The organism is Rhizobium sp. C4 (assembly GCF_021026315.1).
Taxonomy (GTDB): domain Bacteria; phylum Pseudomonadota; class Alphaproteobacteria; order Rhizobiales; family Rhizobiaceae; genus Ensifer_A.
Genome location: NZ_JAJNCX010000005.1, coordinates 1 through 15,923 on the forward strand (window position 1 = coordinate 1; position 15,923 = coordinate 15,923).

General features: G+C 64.8%; 7 protein-coding genes and 2 pseudogenes. 5 read left to right on the plus strand and 4 right to left on the minus strand.

All coding sequences use genetic code 11. The annotated features are described in order from the left end of the window. Positions 1 to 230: 230 nt before the first annotated feature. From LQK84_RS10390 to LQK84_RS10400, 3 genes and pseudogenes are all read left to right on the plus strand, one after another. Positions 231 to 422: a hypothetical protein gene (locus LQK84_RS10390; protein WP_230828647.1), complete on the plus strand. Its 192-nt coding sequence runs from the start codon at positions 231 to 233 to the stop codon at positions 420 to 422. Position 423: 1 nt separating this feature from the next. Then, a pseudogene (locus tag LQK84_RS10395) lies at positions 424 to 999 on the plus strand (glycoside hydrolase family 30 protein); the annotation flags it as partial. A 68-nt stretch (positions 1,000 to 1,067) separates the two neighbouring features. Continuing rightward, positions 1,068 to 1,148 (plus strand): annotated as a pseudogene (locus LQK84_RS10400) (ATPase); the annotation flags it as partial. 84 nt (positions 1,149 to 1,232) lie between these two features. On the opposite strand, the gene LQK84_RS10405 reads toward LQK84_RS10400, so the two are convergent. Further along, positions 1,233 to 2,255, minus strand: a complete 1,023-nt coding sequence (locus LQK84_RS10405) for an LLM class flavin-dependent oxidoreductase (RefSeq protein ID WP_230828648.1) — start codon at positions 2,253 to 2,255, stop codon at positions 1,233 to 1,235. Between the two features lie 132 nt (positions 2,256 to 2,387). Then, on the minus strand, positions 2,388 to 2,861 hold the full coding sequence (locus LQK84_RS10410; RefSeq protein WP_230828649.1) for an Lrp/AsnC family transcriptional regulator: 474 nt from the start codon (positions 2,859 to 2,861) through the stop codon (positions 2,388 to 2,390). A gap of 202 nt (positions 2,862 to 3,063) precedes the next feature. Between LQK84_RS10410 and putA the strand changes: the two genes are divergently transcribed. Continuing rightward, positions 3,064 to 6,735: a trifunctional transcriptional regulator/proline dehydrogenase/L-glutamate gamma-semialdehyde dehydrogenase gene (gene putA / locus LQK84_RS10415; protein ID WP_230828650.1), complete on the plus strand. Its 3,672-nt coding sequence runs from the start codon at positions 3,064 to 3,066 to the stop codon at positions 6,733 to 6,735. A 100-nt stretch (positions 6,736 to 6,835) separates the two neighbouring features. On the opposite strand, the gene LQK84_RS10420 is transcribed toward putA, so the two are convergent. Then, a complete protein-coding gene (locus LQK84_RS10420) occupies positions 6,836 to 14,569 on the minus strand; it encodes a beta strand repeat-containing protein (RefSeq protein WP_230828651.1) in 7,734 nt (2,577 codons plus the stop codon). Between the two features lie 63 nt (positions 14,570 to 14,632). Beyond that, positions 14,633 to 14,950, minus strand: coding sequence for a hypothetical protein (locus tag LQK84_RS10425; protein WP_230828652.1), 318 nt, complete (start codon positions 14,948 to 14,950; stop codon positions 14,633 to 14,635). Here LQK84_RS10425 and LQK84_RS10430 point away from each other — a divergent pair. After that, the gene (locus tag LQK84_RS10430; RefSeq protein ID WP_230828653.1) at positions 14,930 to 15,904 is read left to right on the plus strand and encodes a sensor histidine kinase; all 975 of its coding nucleotides are present in this window, start codon (positions 14,930 to 14,932) and stop codon (positions 15,902 to 15,904) included. The genes LQK84_RS10425 and LQK84_RS10430 overlap by 21 nt on opposite strands. Positions 15,905 to 15,923: the final 19 nt, after the last annotated feature.

Genomic DNA, 15,923 nt, shown 5'->3' on the forward strand with positions numbered 1-15,923 from the left:
GTCATCGACAGCTGGACGATCTCCGAACCGATCCCGCTCGATGCCTTGATGAAGTAAGACTGATCGGGAAACCGACGGCCAAAACGAACGAGCCCGGTCCGCGAAAGCGGGCCGGGTTTTTCAGTTTCCTGTTCCGTGTGGTCTCACGGCTGGTGCGTGGCTCTGGCAGGGGAAAGCCACGGTTGCCATAGACACGCGCGCGGCGGCGTTCCGCCGGGGAGGGGACTTGCATGCAGATCAGCATTTCGACGAAGGATGCCGCCTGGGTTGAGGGCGATGTGCGCGTGGTAGAAGGGCCGGTGGACGTTGTTGCGCGCGCGACCGTCACGCAAGACTTCAAGGGCTTCGGCGCCTGCTTCAACGAACTCTCCTGGATTGCGCTGCAGAAGACGGACGCGGCCGCGCGAGCAGCTGATCCATGACGTGTTCTCGCCCGAAGGGCTTGATTTTCACTACAATCGCCTGCCGATCGGGGCGAGCGATTTTGCCGAAAGCTGGTACAGCCACAACGAGACCGCGGGCGATTTTGCGATGGAGCATTTCTCCATCGCGCGGGATCATCGCCATCTGCTGCCCTATTACCGCGCCGCGCGCGCCGCGCATGGCCGCGACTTCACGCTCTTTGCCTCGCCCTGGAGCCCGCCGACATGGCTGAAGGATCACAAGGCGTATAATTTCGGCCGGCTCGTCTGGCAGGAGGAATATCGCAGAGCGCATGCGCTTTATCTGTCGAAATTCGTCGAGGCCTATCGCGATCTCGGCATCCGGATCGATGCCATTCACGTGCAGAACGAGCCGGATTCGGACCAGAAATTTCCCTCCTGCTGCTGGACCGGCGAGCGTCTCGGCCACTTCATCCGCGACGATCTCGGGCCGATGTTCGACCGCTTGGGTATCGATGCGGCGATCTGGCTCGGCACGATCGAGCGGGCGAGCTTCAACGACTGGGTGGCGCCCTCGCTTCTCGATCCGCAAACCCGCGCGCGTCTCGGTGGCGTCGGTTTCCAGTGGGCCGGGCGAGGGGCGGTGCAGCGCACGCATCAGGCAGCACCCGACCTGCCGCGCGCCGCAAATTCGTCATCGGCTTCGGGGCGGTGGTCTATGGCGTGCAGACGCTCGATGGGCTTGCGGCCTGGCTCGAGCGGTAAGCGACGGGGCCTGAACCGGCGGTTCAGGTCACGGGACATGAAAAGGCCGCGCCGGCAGATGCCGCGCGGCCTTTTCCGTTTCAATCAGCGCCAGCCGAGTGCGGGGGCGACATGCTTCAGGATCGCCTCGATCACATGGGCGTTATACTCGACGCCCAGCTGGTTCGGGACGGTCAGCAGAAGCGTATCGGCTTCGGCAATGCCCTCGTCGGCGGCCAGTTCCTTGATCAGCGCCTCGGGTTCGCCGGCATAGGAGCGGCCGAAGATGGCCCGCGTGCTGTCGTCGATATAGCCGACCGAGTCCTGTTCCTTGCCGCCACGGCCGAAATAGGCGCGGTCGCGATCGTCAACCAGCGCGAAGATCGAACGGCTGACGGAGACGCGTGGCGTCCGGGTATGGCCGGCTTCCTTCCAGGCTTCGCGATAGGCGCGGATCTGCTTGGCCTGCTGGACATGGAACGGCTCGCCCGTCTCATCGTTCTTGAGCGTCGAGCTTTGCAGGTTCATGCCGAGCTTGGCGGCCCAGCGGGCGGTTGCGTCGGAACCGGCGCCCCACCAGATGCGCTCGCGCAGGCCTTCGGAATGCGGCTCGAGGCGCAGCATGCCCGGCGGGTTCGGGAACATCGGGCGCGGGTTGGGCTGGGCGAAGCCTTCGCCCTTGAGGACTTCGAGAAAGACCTCGGCGTGCTGGCGGCCCATGTCGGCATCCGTCTGGCCTTCGTCCGGCTGGTAACCGAAATAGCGCCAGCCCTCGATCACCTGTTCCGGCGAGCCACGGCTGATGCCGAGCTGCAGACGGCCACCCGAGATGAGGTCGGCAGAGCCTGCGTCTTCCGCCATATAGAGCGGGTTTTCATAGCGCATGTCGATGACGCCCGTGCCGATCTCGATCGACTTGGTGCGCGCGCCGACGGCTGCCAGAAGCGGGAAGGGCGAGGCAAGCTGGCGGGCGAAATGGTGGACGCGGAAATAGGCGCCATCCGCGCCAAGCTCTTCGGCAGCCACAGCCAGATCGATCGACTGGAGCAGCGTGTCGGCGGCCGAGCGCGTCGCCGATTGCGGCGAGGGCGTCCAATGGCCGAAGGAGAGGAAACCGATTTTCTTCATGGATTGTGTCCTTCACAACGTAAGGTCCGGACTGGACTTGTTGCACCCTACATAATGCGTCAGGCGGCCAAAGTCCCGTTTGTGTCGGTGAACGATGCGTTCATTGTGTTCGCTATTTGGAGACGAGGTGCATCACCAGCTTTCCTTCACCGCTTCCATCGTCACATTGGTCGACGTGCTGGCGACATAAGGCAGCGTCGAGATCAACTCACCCAGAACCCGGCGATAGCGGCCAATGTCGCGGGTGCGGACTTTCAGGAGATAGTCGAAGCGGCCCGCGATCATGTGGCATTCCTCCACCTCGCGGATCTTCTTCACTGCCTCGTTGAAGCTCTTCAGGGCCTCCTCGCTCGTATTGGTGAGTTTCACTTCGGCAAAGGCGATGTGGTCGAGGCCGAGCTTCTGCGGATTGATGACCGCCCGGAAGCCATCGATATAGCCTTCCGACACGAGCCGCTTGAGGCGGAGCTGGCAGGGCGTCTTGGACAGACCCACGGCGCTGGCGAGATCGGTAATCGAGATGCGCCCGTCATCCGCGACAATCTCAAGGATTTTCAGATCGATCTTGTCAAGATCACCATAGGAGGCGTCATATCTGGTCTTCATGCGCGTGATGTCCGGAATATTTGGAGAAATCACCTAGGATGATAGCCTTCTTTAGGCGGCGTGATCAAGCGCCATCATGTTATCAGCAAGATCTGCCCAGCGGCGGAAACACGGTTCTTTCGGATGGTCTTGCAAGGCTCACCAAGCCATGAAACCATCCCTCGAAACCGCCTTTCCGCTGAGACTTCGAGGAAGGATCGCCATGCCCGTTTCGCCATCGCCATTTGCCGCCTTTGCCCCCGCCATTCGTTCCCAGAGTGAGCTTCGCACCACCATCACCGCCGCCTATCGCCGGCCGGAAGTGGAATGCATGGCGCCGCTGCTTGCTGCTGCCAAGCTGCCGGCGGAGATGAAGGGGCAGGTGGCCGCAACGGCGACGGCGCTGATCAAGGCGCTCAGGGCTAAGCACAGGGGCACGGGCGTCGAAGGGCTGGTGCATGAATATTCGCTCTCCTCGCAGGAGGGCGTGGCGCTGATGTGTCTGGCCGAGGCGCTGCTGCGCATCCCCGACACCGACACCCGCGACGCGCTGATCCGCGACAAGATCGCCACCGGCGACTGGAAGGCGCATATCGGCGGCGGGCGCTCGCTCTTCGTCAATGCGGCGACCTGGGGGCTGGTCGTCACCGGCAAGCTCACCTCCACCGTCAGCGATCGCCGCCTGTCTGCGGCACTCACCCGCCTGATCGCGCGGGCCGGCGAGCCGGTGATCCGGCGCGGCGTCGATATGGCCATGCGCATGATGGGCGAGCAATTCGTCACCGGCGAGACGATCGACGAGGCCCTGGAGCGCGCCCGTGTGATGGAAGCGCAGGGCTTCCGCTATTCCTATGACATGCTGGGCGAGGCCGCGACCACGGCGGCGGATGCCGAGCGCTATTATCGCGACTATGAAAACGCCATCCACGCCATTGGCAAGGCAGCGGCCGGACGCGGCATCTATGATGGCCCCGGCATTTCGATCAAGCTCTCGGCGCTGCATCCGCGCTATGTCCGCGCCAAGGCGGAGCGGGTGATGGGCGAGTTGCTCCCCAAGGTGCGCGCGCTGGCGCTGATCGCCAAGGGTTATGATATCGGCCTCAATATCGATGCCGAAGAGGCCGACCGGCTGGAACTCTCGCTCGACCTGCTGGAAGAGCTGAGCCTCGATCCGGCTCTGGCCGGCTGGAACGGTTTGGGCTTTGTCGTGCAGGCCTATGGCAAGCGCTGCCCCTTCGTGCTCGACTATATCATCGATCTTTCCCGCCGCTCCCGCCGCCGCATGATGGTGCGTCTGGTCAAGGGCGCTTACTGGGATGCCGAGATCAAGCGCGCCCAGATCGACGGGCTCGATGGCTTCCCGGTCTTCACGCGCAAGGTCCATACGGACGTGTCCTATATCGCCTGCGCCCGCAAGCTGCTGGCCGCGCCGGATGCCGTCTTCCCGCAATTTGCCACCCATAATGCGCAGACGCTGGCGACGATCTATCATCTCGCCGGTCCCGATTTCGAAACCGGCAAATACGAGTTCCAATGCCTGCATGGCATGGGCGAACCGCTTTACGAAGAGGTGGTCGGCAAAGCCAAGCTCGGCCGTCCGGCGCGCATCTATGCGCCGGTCGGCACGCATGAGACGCTGCTGGCCTATCTCGTCCGACGTCTGCTGGAGAACGGTGCGAACTCGTCCTTCGTCAACCGCATCTCGGACGAAAATGTCTCGGTTGCCGATCTGGTGGCCGATCCGGTCGATGTGGTCGAGGCGATGCCGGTTCCCGGCGCGCCGCATGACCAGATCGCGCTGCCATCGGATATCTATGGTGCAAGCCGCCGGAATTCTTCGGGGCTTGATCTCTCCAATGAGGCCCAGCTTGCAGAGCTCGCGGTTGCCTTGCAAACGAGCGCGTCGCAGTCGTGGAATGTCGGCCCGCTGGTTGCCGAAGGCGATGCGAAGGGCGAAAGCCGCCCGGTTCTCAATCCGGCGGATCACGGCGATGTGGTCGGGCAGGTGACGGAACTCGACGCCAACGAGGCCGCGCGGCTTGTCCGCGTCGCCGCCGACCATGCCGTCGCCTGGGCCGAAACCTCGCCCGCCGAGCGCGCCGCCTGCCTCGACCGTGCCGCCGATCTCATGCAGGCCAAGATCGAAATGCTGATGGGCATTGCCATGCGCGAGGCCGGCAAGTCCGCCGCCAACGCCATTGGCGAGGTGCGCGAAGCCATCGATTTCCTGCGCTATTATGCCGATCAGGCCCGCAAGACACTGGGCGCGGCCCATGCACCACTCGGTCCCGTCGTCTGCATCAGCCCGTGGAATTTCCCGCTGGCGATCTTCACGGGACAGGTTGCGGCAGCCCTCGTTGCCGGCAATCCGGTTCTGGCAAAGCCGGCGGAAGAAACGCCGATCATCGCCCATGAGGCGGTGAAGCTCCTGCATGAGGCCGGCGTGCCGCGCGCGGCCCTGCAATTCGTCCCCGGCGATGGCCGCGTGGGCGCAGCCCTTGTCGGCGCTGCGGAGACGGCGGGCGTCATGTTCACCGGCTCCACCGAAGTCGCGCGCCTCATTCAGGCGCAATTGGCCGAACGGCTTTCGGCAAGTGGCAAGCCGATCCCGCTGATCGCCGAGACCGGCGGACAGAATGCGATGATCGTGGATTCCTCGGCGCTCGCCGAACAGGTTGTCGGCGATGTCATCGCGTCGGCCTTCGACAGCGCCGGCCAGCGCTGCTCGGCGCTGCGCATCCTCTGCCTTCAGGAGGATGTCGCCGACCGCGTGCTGCACATGCTGAAAGGGGCGCTTGCCGAACTGACGCTTGGCCGCACCGATCGCCTCGGCACCGATATCGGTCCCGTCATCACGGCGGAGGCCAAGGGCATTATCGAGGCGCATGTCGAGCGGATGCGCGGTCTGGGTCTGCCCGTCGAGCAGGTCGCCTTGCCGGCGGACGCCCGCAAGGGAACCTTCGTTGCCCCGACGATCATCGAAATGCCATCGCTGAAGGAGCTGAAGCGCGAGGTCTTCGGCCCCGTTCTGCATGTCATCCGCTATCGCCGCGCCGATCTCGACCGGCTGATCGATGAGATCAACGCGACCGGCTACGGCCTGACCTTCGGCCTGCATACCCGTCTCGACGAGACGATCGCCCATGTCACGAGCCGCGTGCGGGTCGGCAATATCTATGTCAACCGCAACATCATCGGCGCGGTCGTCGGCGTCCAGCCCTTCGGCGGGCGCGGGCTTTCCGGCACGGGACCCAAGGCCGGCGGGCCGCTCTATCTCGGCCGGCTGGTGCAGAAGGCTCCCGTGCCGCCGCAGCATCATTCGGTGCATACCGATCCGGAGCTCACCGAATTCACCCGCTGGCTGGATGAGCGGCAGGATCACGCCGGTGCCGAGGCTGCCCGGGAGATGGCGGAGCATTCGGCGCTCGGGCTGGCTACCGAGCTGCAGGGGCCGGTTGGCGAGCGCAATGTCTATGGCCTGCATCCGCGCGGCCGCATCCTGGTGGTCCCGCAAACGCTCGATGGACTGAAGCGGCAGCTGGCGGCAGTGCTGGCAACGGGCAATTCGGCGATTGTCGATGAGGCTTCGGGGCTCAAAGCGCAGTTTGGCACTTTGCCCGCTGCCGTTGCGTCGCGCATCGGCTGGGCCTTCGACTGGAATGCGGCAGGACCCTTTGCCGGGGCGCTGATCGAGGGCAATGGCGATCGTGTGCAGACGGTCAACCAGAAGATTGCCGGCCTTTCCGGGCCGCTTGTTCTGGTGCAGGCTGCCACGACCGACGAGCTTCTGACCGACACCGATGCGATCTGCCTCAACTGGCTGCTCGAAGAGGTCTCGACCTCGGTGAACACGGCCGCCGCCGGCGGCAATGCCAGCCTCATGACGATCGGGTGAGGGCAGGGCTGATCTGAACCTTCAGATCGCCTTTTCGTTGCAAGTCGTTGATTTTGAAAGGAACCGGGCGAAGCCGTGAAGCGGCTTTGTCCGGTTTTTCTTATGAATTCCGGCTGAGATAGGCGGAAATGGCGGCGGCGACCTGATCGGGGTTGAGATTGCCCATCTGCGTATCGACCAGCGCGCCAAGCTGCGCATTTGTCAGGGCGTTGATGTCGTCTGTCGACAGACCCTTGACGCCGCTGGAGTTCAGCGCGGCGATCTCGCCCGATGTGAAGGTCGCAAGCGAGGCCTGTGTCAGCGCGGCGACCTGCTGCGAGGTCAGCCCGCTGATCTGGCCGGAGCTCAGCGCATCGGCCTGCTCCGTGGTGAGCTGGGCGATCACCTGCGTGCCGAGGCCGGAAACGGCACCGCTGGTCAGCGCCTGAAGGGCCTGTGTCGACAGCAGCGCGACGTCGTCCGTCCCGAAGCCGGCGGCCTGGATGGCGTTCAGCGCGCCGAGCTGGCTCGTCGTCAGGGCCAGAACCTGCGCGGTGCCGAGCGCCACGATCTGGTTGTAGGTCAGTGCGCCCACCTGGCCGGTCGAAAGGCCTGCAATCTGGCCGGTCGTCAGGCCGTTGATGATGGCCGTCGAAAGACCCTTGAAGGCCGTGGGGCTCAGCAGCCCGATCTCGGTATTGCTCAGCACGGCGAAATCGGCCGTCGAGAAGCCGGCAAGGCCGTCCGCACTCAAGGCGGCCAGCTGCGCCGTCGACATGGCATCGATCTGTGCCGGGCTCATGGCGGCGACCTGCGTCGATGTCAGGCCGGATACGCCCTTCGTGCCGAGCGCTGCGATTTCGGCGGCGGACAGCGAGGCGATATAGGCCGCCGGCAGGCCGGCAATGCCCGCCGAGCTGATCGAGGCAAGCTCGCCGGTCGACAGCGTCTGCAGGTCGGCGGTCGTCAGGCCGACCAGTGCCTGCGATGTCAGAGACGCGATCTGCGTGGACGAGAAGGCCTCAAACTGTTCGACGCGCATGGCGGCCAGCTGCGTGCTCGTCAGGCCGGAGACGCCGGTGGCGCTCAGCGCCGTGATCTGGCTGGTGGTGAGCGCATTGATGTCGGCGGTCGTCAGTGCGGCGACCTGATCCGACGTGAGTGCGGCGATCTGCGTGCTGCTCAGCGCGTGGAGCTGGTCGGTCGAAAGTGCTGCGACCTGCGCGGTGGTCATGCCGGACACGCCGGCGGTGCTGAGTGCGGCAATCTGCGTGGTTGAGAGCGAGGCCAGAACGGTGGTCGAGAGACCGGCAATCCCGGTGGCGCTGATGGCCGCCATCTCGGCGGTCGTGAAGGTGTTGAGATCATCCGCGCCGAGCACGGCGATCTGGCGCGAGCTCAATGCGGCGATCTGCGTGCTGGTCAGCGCATCGGCCTGGTCGACGCTCAGCGCCGCGATCTGGGCTGTCGACATGCCGGCAATCGCCGAGGCGCTGATGGCGGCGATCTGCTCGCGGGTCAACGAGGCGACGATGGCTGTCGAAAGTCCGGCGATCGCGCCCGAGTTGATCGCGGCGATGTCGCCGGTCGACAGAAGATCGAAATTGGCGGAGCTGATGACGGCCAGCTGATCGGAAGACAGCGAGCCGATCTGGGCGGAGGAGAGCGCATTGATCTGGTCGGCGGTCATGCCGGCCACCTGCGCGGTCGAAAGGCCGGAGATCGCAGTGGTCGAGAGCGCGGCGGTCTGTGCCGTTGTCAGTCCGGCAATGGCCGAGACCGGCAGGGTGGAAACCTGCCTTGCCGTCAGCGCGCCGATCTGCGTCGTGGTCAGCGCATTGAACTGGTTGCTCGTCAGTGCCGCCACCTGTGTCGTCGACAGAGCCGCAATCGCTGCGGTGCCAAATGCGGCGATCTGGTCGCTCGTCAGGCTGGCGATGACCGTGGTCGAAAGACCGGCAATGCCGTTGGCGCTGATGGCGGCGAGATCGACCGTCGAGAAGGTTTCCAGATCCTGCGTTTCGATGGCGGCGATCTGGCGCGAGCTGAGGGCTGCCACCTGTTCAGACGTCAGCGCTTCCGCCTGGGCGGTGGAGAGGGCGGCGATCTGGTCTGTGGTGAGCCCGCTGATGCTGGCTGTTGCCAGCGAGGCGATCTGGTCCGTCGACATCACGGCGATATCCGCCAGCGACAGGACCGAAATCTGGCGCGAGGTCATCGATGCGGTCTGGCCGGTGGTGAGCGCGGCAATCTGGCTCGTGGTCAGCGTCGCGATCTGCGCCGTTGTCAGCCCAGGCAGGGCGGTGCTGCTGAGTGCAGCGATCTGTTCCGTTGGCAGCGCCGCCAGCACGGTCGTCGCGATCCCGACAATGGCGGAGGAGGACAGGGCCGCGACATCGCCGGTGGACATGGCGGCGAAGTCATCCGTCTGCAGCACGGCGACCTGCGCCGAGGTGAGCGCGCCGATCTGCGTCGAGGTGAGCGCGGCGATCTGGACGCTGGTCAGCGCGGCGACCTGCGCCGTCGTCAGCCCGGCAATCACGGCCGTGTTCAGCGAGGCGATCTGTTCGGCCGTCAGCGATGTGACCGAGGCGGTGCCGAGCGAGTCGATCTGCCGCGCGTTCAGGGCCGCGAACTGTCCGGTGGACATGGCCTGGAACTGCGCGCTGCTGAAGGCGGCAATCTGCGCCGTGGTCAGGCCCGCAATGGCGGCCGTGCTGATCGCGGCGGCCTGGTCCTGCGAAAGCGCGGCAATGGCGGCCGTGCTGAGACCCGAAATGCCGGCCGAGCTGATGGCCGCGATGTCTTCCAGCGCAATGGCCGCAATATCGGCGGTGGTGAAGGCGGAAAGCTGCCGCGAGGTCAGCGTCGCATATTGCAGTGTCGTCAGGCCGTTGATCTGGGCGGTGTTGAGTGCGCCGATCTGCGCGGTCGTCAGTCCGGCGATCCCTGCCGAGCTGATGGCGGCGATCTGCTCGGGCGACAGTGCGGTGATGTCGACGGCACCGATGGCCGTGATCTGGCCGGCGGTCATGCCGCCGAGCTGGCTGTTGGTCAGGGCGGCGACCTGGGTCGATGTCAGCGCGCCGACCTGCTGCGTCGTCAGGCCGGGGATCGCGGTCGAGTTGATGGCGGCGATCTGGCGGGTGGAGAGCGTGGCCACCACGGCGGTGGAGAGACCGGCGACGGACGCTGCGGTCAGCGACGCCATGTCAGCGGTCGAGAAGGTGGCAATCGCGTCCGAGCTCATGACCGCGATCTGCGAGGAGCTGAGCGCCGCAATCTGGATCGGCGTCATCGCCTCGATCTGCGCGGTGTCCATGGCCGCGATCTGGCGCGTCGACAGGCCCGAAATGCCGGCGGTCGAGAGGAAGGCGATCTGGTCGGTGCTCAGCTGGGCAATCACATCGGTCGAAAGCCCGCGGATGGCCGTCGAGCTGATGGCGGCCATGTCCTTCGACGAGAAGGTCGCCATGTCGGCCGCATCAAGCACCGACAGCTGCGTCGAGTTCATGGCGCCGATCTGGTCGGGATTGAGCGCCGCCATCTGGTCGGTCGTCATAGCCGCCAGCTGCTGGGTCGTCAGGCCGGCGACGCTGCCGGAGGAGAGAACGCCGATCTGTGCCGTCGACAGGATGCCGATGACATCCGTCGAGAGAACCGAGACCTGCCGCGAGGTAAAGGCCGCAAACTGGGTCGCGGTCATCGCCTCGATCTGGCTCGTCGTCAGGGCGACGACCTGACGGGTCGAGAGGCCCTGGATGCCGAATGTGCTGAGCGAGGCGATCTGGGTTGCGGTCAGGCCGGCGATGGCAGCCGTCGAGAGCGAGGCGATGGCGTCGGAGCCGATCGCTGCGATATCCCTCGTGGAGAATGTCGCGATGTCGGAGGCATCAAGAACGGCGAGCTGCGAGGAGGTGAGCGCCCCGACCTGCGACGAGGTCAGCGCTTCCATCTCGTCGGCGGTCAGGCTGTCGATCTGGCGCGTCGACATGGCGGCGATGCTGCGCGTGCTGATCGCGGCGATCTGCGCCGTCGACAGCGAGGCGAGTACATCCGTCGTAATCCCGCCGATCGCCGTCGGGGCGATGGAGGCCATGTCCTTGGTCGAGAAGGTTGCCAGCGCCTCGCTGCTGAGAACGGAAAGCTGGTCGGAGGAAAGGGCGCCGACCTGCGTGGGCGTGAGCGCTGCGACCTGATCGGTCGTCAGTGCCACCACCTGTCGGGTCGACAGGCCTGTCAGTGCCTTCGAATTGATCGCGGCGATCTGGCTGGTCGTCAGCGCGGCAAGGTCGGTTGAGGTGAGGACGGCGATCTGGTCCGACTTCAGTGCCGCAATCTGGCGCGTATCGAGGATCGCCAGCTGGTCGCTGGTCAGCGCATCGACCTGCACGGTGGACAGACCGGCGACAGCCAGGGTGCTGAGTGCCGCCATCTGCGCGTTTGAGAGCGTGACCAGGACGTCGGTGGAAAGGCCGACGATCGCAGCCGGTGTGATGGCGGCGATGTCCTTTGTGGAAAAAGTCTCCAGCGCCTGCGTGTTCAGCGCTGCGATCTGGGCGGAGTTGAGTGCCGAAACCTGCGTCGGGATCAGCGCCCCGACCTGCGCCGTCGTCAGCGACGCGATCTGCCGGCTGGAAAGGCCCGTGATGCCGATGGGGCTGAGTGCCGCCATCTGGACGGTGGAGAGAAGCGCCAGATTGTCGGTGCTGAGCACGGAAACCTGCGCCGAGGTGAGGGCTGCAATCTGCCGGGTACCCAGCGCCATGATCTGGTCGCTGGTGAGTGCCGAGATCTGGTCGGACGTCAGTCCGCTGATCGCAAGCGTTCCAAGCGCCGCCATCTGCGTGGTCGTCAGCGCGCTGATGTCATCAAGCGACAGCGCCTTGATCTGCGCCGAGGACAGCATGACCAGCTGGCCCGTCGTCATCGCGCCGATCTGGGTGGTGCTGAGTGCACCGAGCTGGTCGGAGGTCAGGCGCGCAACGGCCGACTGGCTGATGGCTGCGATCTGTGCACTGGAGAGGGCTGCGATGGCCTCGGTGGGGATCCGTCCGATCGAGGCGGTCGGGATCGCAGCGATATCTGCGGTGGAGAAGGTGGCGATGTCGCTGGCGTCAAGGACCGAAAACTGATCGGTCGACATGACGGCGATCTGCGTGGCGGTCAGCGCTTCGATCTGTGCGCTGCTGAGCGCGTTGATCTGGGTGGTGCGCAGCGCCGCAATCGCTGCCGTCGAGAACGCTGCGATCTGCGCAGAGGTGAGGGCGGACAGCTGATCGCTGTTCAAACCCTGCACGGTGGCGGCAAGAAGGGCTCCGATGTCCGCAGTCGAGAAGGTGGCGATGCCGGCAGACGAAATGGCCCCGAGTTGCAGCGAGGAGAGCGCGCGGACCTGCTGGGACGTCAGCGCCTGCGCCTGCGCGGTCGAAAAGACGGCGAGCTGATCGGTCGTGAGGCCTGAAATGCCTGCTGCGCTCAACGCGGCGATCTTGTCGGTCGACAGCATGGCGATCTTGTCGGTCGTCAGTGCCGAGATGCGGCTGCTGGCAATCGCCGCCATCTGGGCGGTCGTCAGGGCATGGACCTGTCCCGAACTCAGCACGGCGACCTGTGTCGCCAGCATCTGGGCGATCGATCCTGTGCTGAGTGCGGCCACCTGCTCGTCCGCCATGGCCGCGACGGTGGCCGTCGGAAGACCGATGATGCTCTGGCTTGCCAGCGCCGCGATATCGGCCGTCGAAAGGGCAGCGATGTCATCCGTGCCGAAGGCCGACAGTTGCGCCGAGGAAAGAACCGCCACCTGGGTTGGCGACATGGCGCCGATCTGTTCGGCCGACATGGCGGCGATCTGCGCGCTTGTCAGCGCAGCGATCGCGCGGGTGCTCATCGCGGCGATCTGGTCCGTTCCCATGGCCGTGAGGGCCGCAGTCGGCAGGCCGGGAATGGCGGCGCTCGACAGAGCGGCAATCTTTGCCGTCCCGAGCACGCTGATGGCTTCGCCGCTGAGGGCGGAGAGCTGAATCGAAGTCAGGTTGGCGACCTGATAGATGGTCAGCGCAGCAATCTGATCGGTCGAGAGCGACGAAACCTGCGCCGTGGTCAAGCCGCCAACGGCGCTGGTGCTGAGCGCTGCGATCTTGCCGGGGGGCAGCGTGGCGAGGTCTTCGGCATCAATCGCCGGGATCTGGTTGCGCGTCAGCGAGGCAAGCTGGCCAGTCGAGAGCGCTGCAAACTGCTCGGACGTCAGTGCCGTGATCTGCGCCTGGCTGAGGCCGGGCATCGCGGCGAGCGAAAAGGCGGTGACCTGTTCGGGGGTGAGGATGGCCAGCGCGTCCGTCCTGATACCGGAGATGCCGGCGGGCGTCAGGGCGGAGAGGGTCAGTGTGGTGAGTACGGCGACGCCGTCCGGCCCGATGGCCGTGATCTGCCTCGCGCTGAAACCGCGGATCTGCAGCATGTTGAATGCCGCGATCTGGTCGGTTGAAAGGGCCTGGATCTGGGCGCTGCTGAGCCCCGGGATCGCAGTCCCGCAAATGGCGGCAATCTGCGCCGTGCTCAGCGCCTCAACCTGGGTGGACGAGAGGGCCGAGATCTGGATCGACGTCAACCGCCAGACCTGATCGGTCGAAAGGGCCGCGACCTGGTCGGTCGACAGCGCCCCGACCTGATCGGTTTTCAGCCGCGTGATCGCGACCGTCGACAAGGCCGCGACCTGATCGGTCGAAAGCGCGTTGATCAATGTCGAGGACAGGCCGGAAACCGCGTCGGCGTTGATGGCTGCCATATCTTCCGGCGAGAAGCGCTGGATGTCGTCACTGGAGAGTGCTGCAATCTGTCCGCCGTTCAGTGCGCCGACCTGCGACGCCGACAGGGCCGCAACCTGGTCAGCCGACAGGGCTGCCATCTGGTCCGAGGAAAGACCGCTGATCGACGTGAGAGAGAGGGCCGAAATCTGGTCGCCGGTCAGGGAGGCGATGACTGCCGTCGAAAGGCCGGAAAGCGCCCGGCTCGAGAGTGCCGCCATCTTGTCGGAGGAGAAGGTCGCCAGGGCATCGGCGCCGAGGGCCGCAGCCTGGCCGGGGCCAAGCAGCTTCACCTGCTGCACCGTCAGGGCGGCAATCTGGTCGGTCGACATGGCTGCCACCACGTTCGACGACAGGCCGCTGATCATGCGCGTGTCGATCGCGGCGATCTGGCCGGTCGACAAAGCGGCAATCGCTTCGGTGGAGAGTGAATTGAACTGTGGGGCCTTCATCGACCCGATCTGTGCCGGCGTCAACGCGGCGATCTGATCGGTCGACAGGGCGCCGAGCTGGGTCGACGTCAGGACCGAAAGTGCTGCGGTCGAAATTGCGGCCGTCTGCGGACCGCTGAGGCGCGCGAGTGCTGCCGCGCTCAGCCCGCCGATCGCGGTCCAGGAGATGGCGGCGATGTCGGCGGTGGAGAAGACGGCGATGTCGTCCGGTGTCAGCGCCGCGATCTGCCGCGAGTTCATGCCAGCGACCTGGCTGGAGGTGAAGGCCTCTATCTGGTCGCGGGCGAGCCCGCCCAACTGCCGCGTCGTCAGCGACGCTACTTGTCCCTGCGTCAGGCTCTCGATGTCCGTCGTGTCGAGAACGGCGAGCTGGTCGAGGCTGAGGCCGACAATGGCGCTGTTGGTGATCGCCCGCAGCTGGCTGGAGGACAGGACGTTGACGTCTTCGGCATCAAGGGCCGCGATCTGTTCCGACGAGAGGAAGCCGATCTGCTGGCTCGACAGGGACGCCACATCCTCTGTCGTCCACGCAGCAATCGCCGCGGTCGACATGGTTCTGATCTGGCTGGGGGTCAGGGTAGAGGCAGTCGATGTCATGCTTTGGCCCGGTGTTCATCCATCGTCGTCGACAAGTCATTTGTCTGCAAGCATGGGGAGACCCTATTCAGGCTGGCTTGCTTGAAGCTGTTGGATGGCGAGGGAGACTGCCAAAAATACTTTTCGCTGGAGAAGTCTTGTAGACTTGAGATCAGCGATTTGAATTCTGATATCTGTCAAAGAATCGGCCGTCTGCTTTTTGTACTTTTCAGACTTTTCGCGGCGCGATAACACTGAAGCCGGATTGCCGAACGTCTCGCCAATCGGCTGAATTGATGATGAGTGGATATGGATACGCGCGTACTCTACATTGATGACGACGTTCCTCTCGCTCATCTGGTCCGTCGCAATCTCGGCCGGTTGAATCACGAGGTCATCCATGCGCATGATCCGGACGACGCCTTCGAAAAGCTGCAAAACGAGGTGTTCGACGTCGTTGTTCTGGACCATTACCTGTCCAACATGACGGGCCTCGACATCCTGCGCCGCTTTCGCGAGTTTGGCATCTCGACGCCCGTTGTCTATGTCACGGGCTCCAGCGAGGCACGCATTGCCGTCGAGGCGCTGAAGAATGGTGCCTCCGACTATGTGATCAAGAATGCCAGCGAGGATTTCCTGTCGCTGCTGGCCGATGCGGTCGTCAACACGGTCGCCAATGCAAGGCTTCGCAAGGCGAAGGAACTGGCGGACGAGGAAACACGGCGGGCGAAGGAGAGGGCCGAGGCGCTGCTGGCCGAGATGAACCACCGCGTTGCCAACAGCCTCGCGCTGGTGACCAGCCTGCTGAGGCTGCAGGCAAGTGCCGCCCAGCATGAAGAAACGCGGCAGGTGCTTCAGGAAACCCAGAGCCGGATTTCAGCGATCGCCGGGATGCATCGCAGTCTCTATTCCAACGACAAGATCAGCACGGTCGACATGAAGCCCTATATCGGGGCGCTGGTCGGCGATCTCTCGGATACGGTGAGCGGACCCGAATCGCGCCTGCGGATTTCGGCGCATCTGGACGAGATCGAACTTGCCGCCGACAAGGCGGTTTCCGTCGGCATGATCGTGACGGAACTGGTGACGAACGCACTGAAATATGCCTATCCCGAGGGCGAGGCGGGCGAAATCCGCATCATCTTCAAGCGTGTGGACGCAACCAATGCCCGGCTCGCCGTCGAGGACGACGGCGCGGGTCTTGCGTCGTCCTCGGAGGCGAAACCGGGCAACCACAAGACCGGCCTCGGCACGCGCATCGTCCGCTCCATGGCGGACTCAATCGGAAACGGGATCCAGTATCCGCCGACGGATCGGGGGACGGTGGCCGAAGTGCTGGTTCTTCTGGAAGGCTGAAACGTCGTCGAACGACGCT

Coding starts and splice junctions, on each gene's coding strand:
- LQK84_RS10390 (WP_230828647.1), top strand. CDS start 231: ATGCAGATCAGCATTTCGACGAAGGATGCCGCCTGGGTTGAGGGCGAT.
- LQK84_RS10405 (WP_230828648.1), bottom strand. CDS start 2,255: ATGAAGAAAATCGGTTTCCTCTCCTTCGGCCATTGGACGCCCTCGCCG.
- LQK84_RS10410 (WP_230828649.1), bottom strand. CDS start 2,861: ATGAAGACCAGATATGACGCCTCCTATGGTGATCTTGACAAGATCGAT.
- putA (WP_230828650.1), top strand. CDS start 3,064: ATGCCCGTTTCGCCATCGCCATTTGCCGCCTTTGCCCCCGCCATTCGT.
- LQK84_RS10420 (WP_230828651.1), bottom strand. CDS start 14,569: ATGACATCGACTGCCTCTACCCTGACCCCCAGCCAGATCAGAACCATG.
- LQK84_RS10425 (WP_230828652.1), bottom strand. CDS start 14,950: ATGGATGACCTCGTGATTCAACCGGCCGAGATTGCGACGGACCAGATG.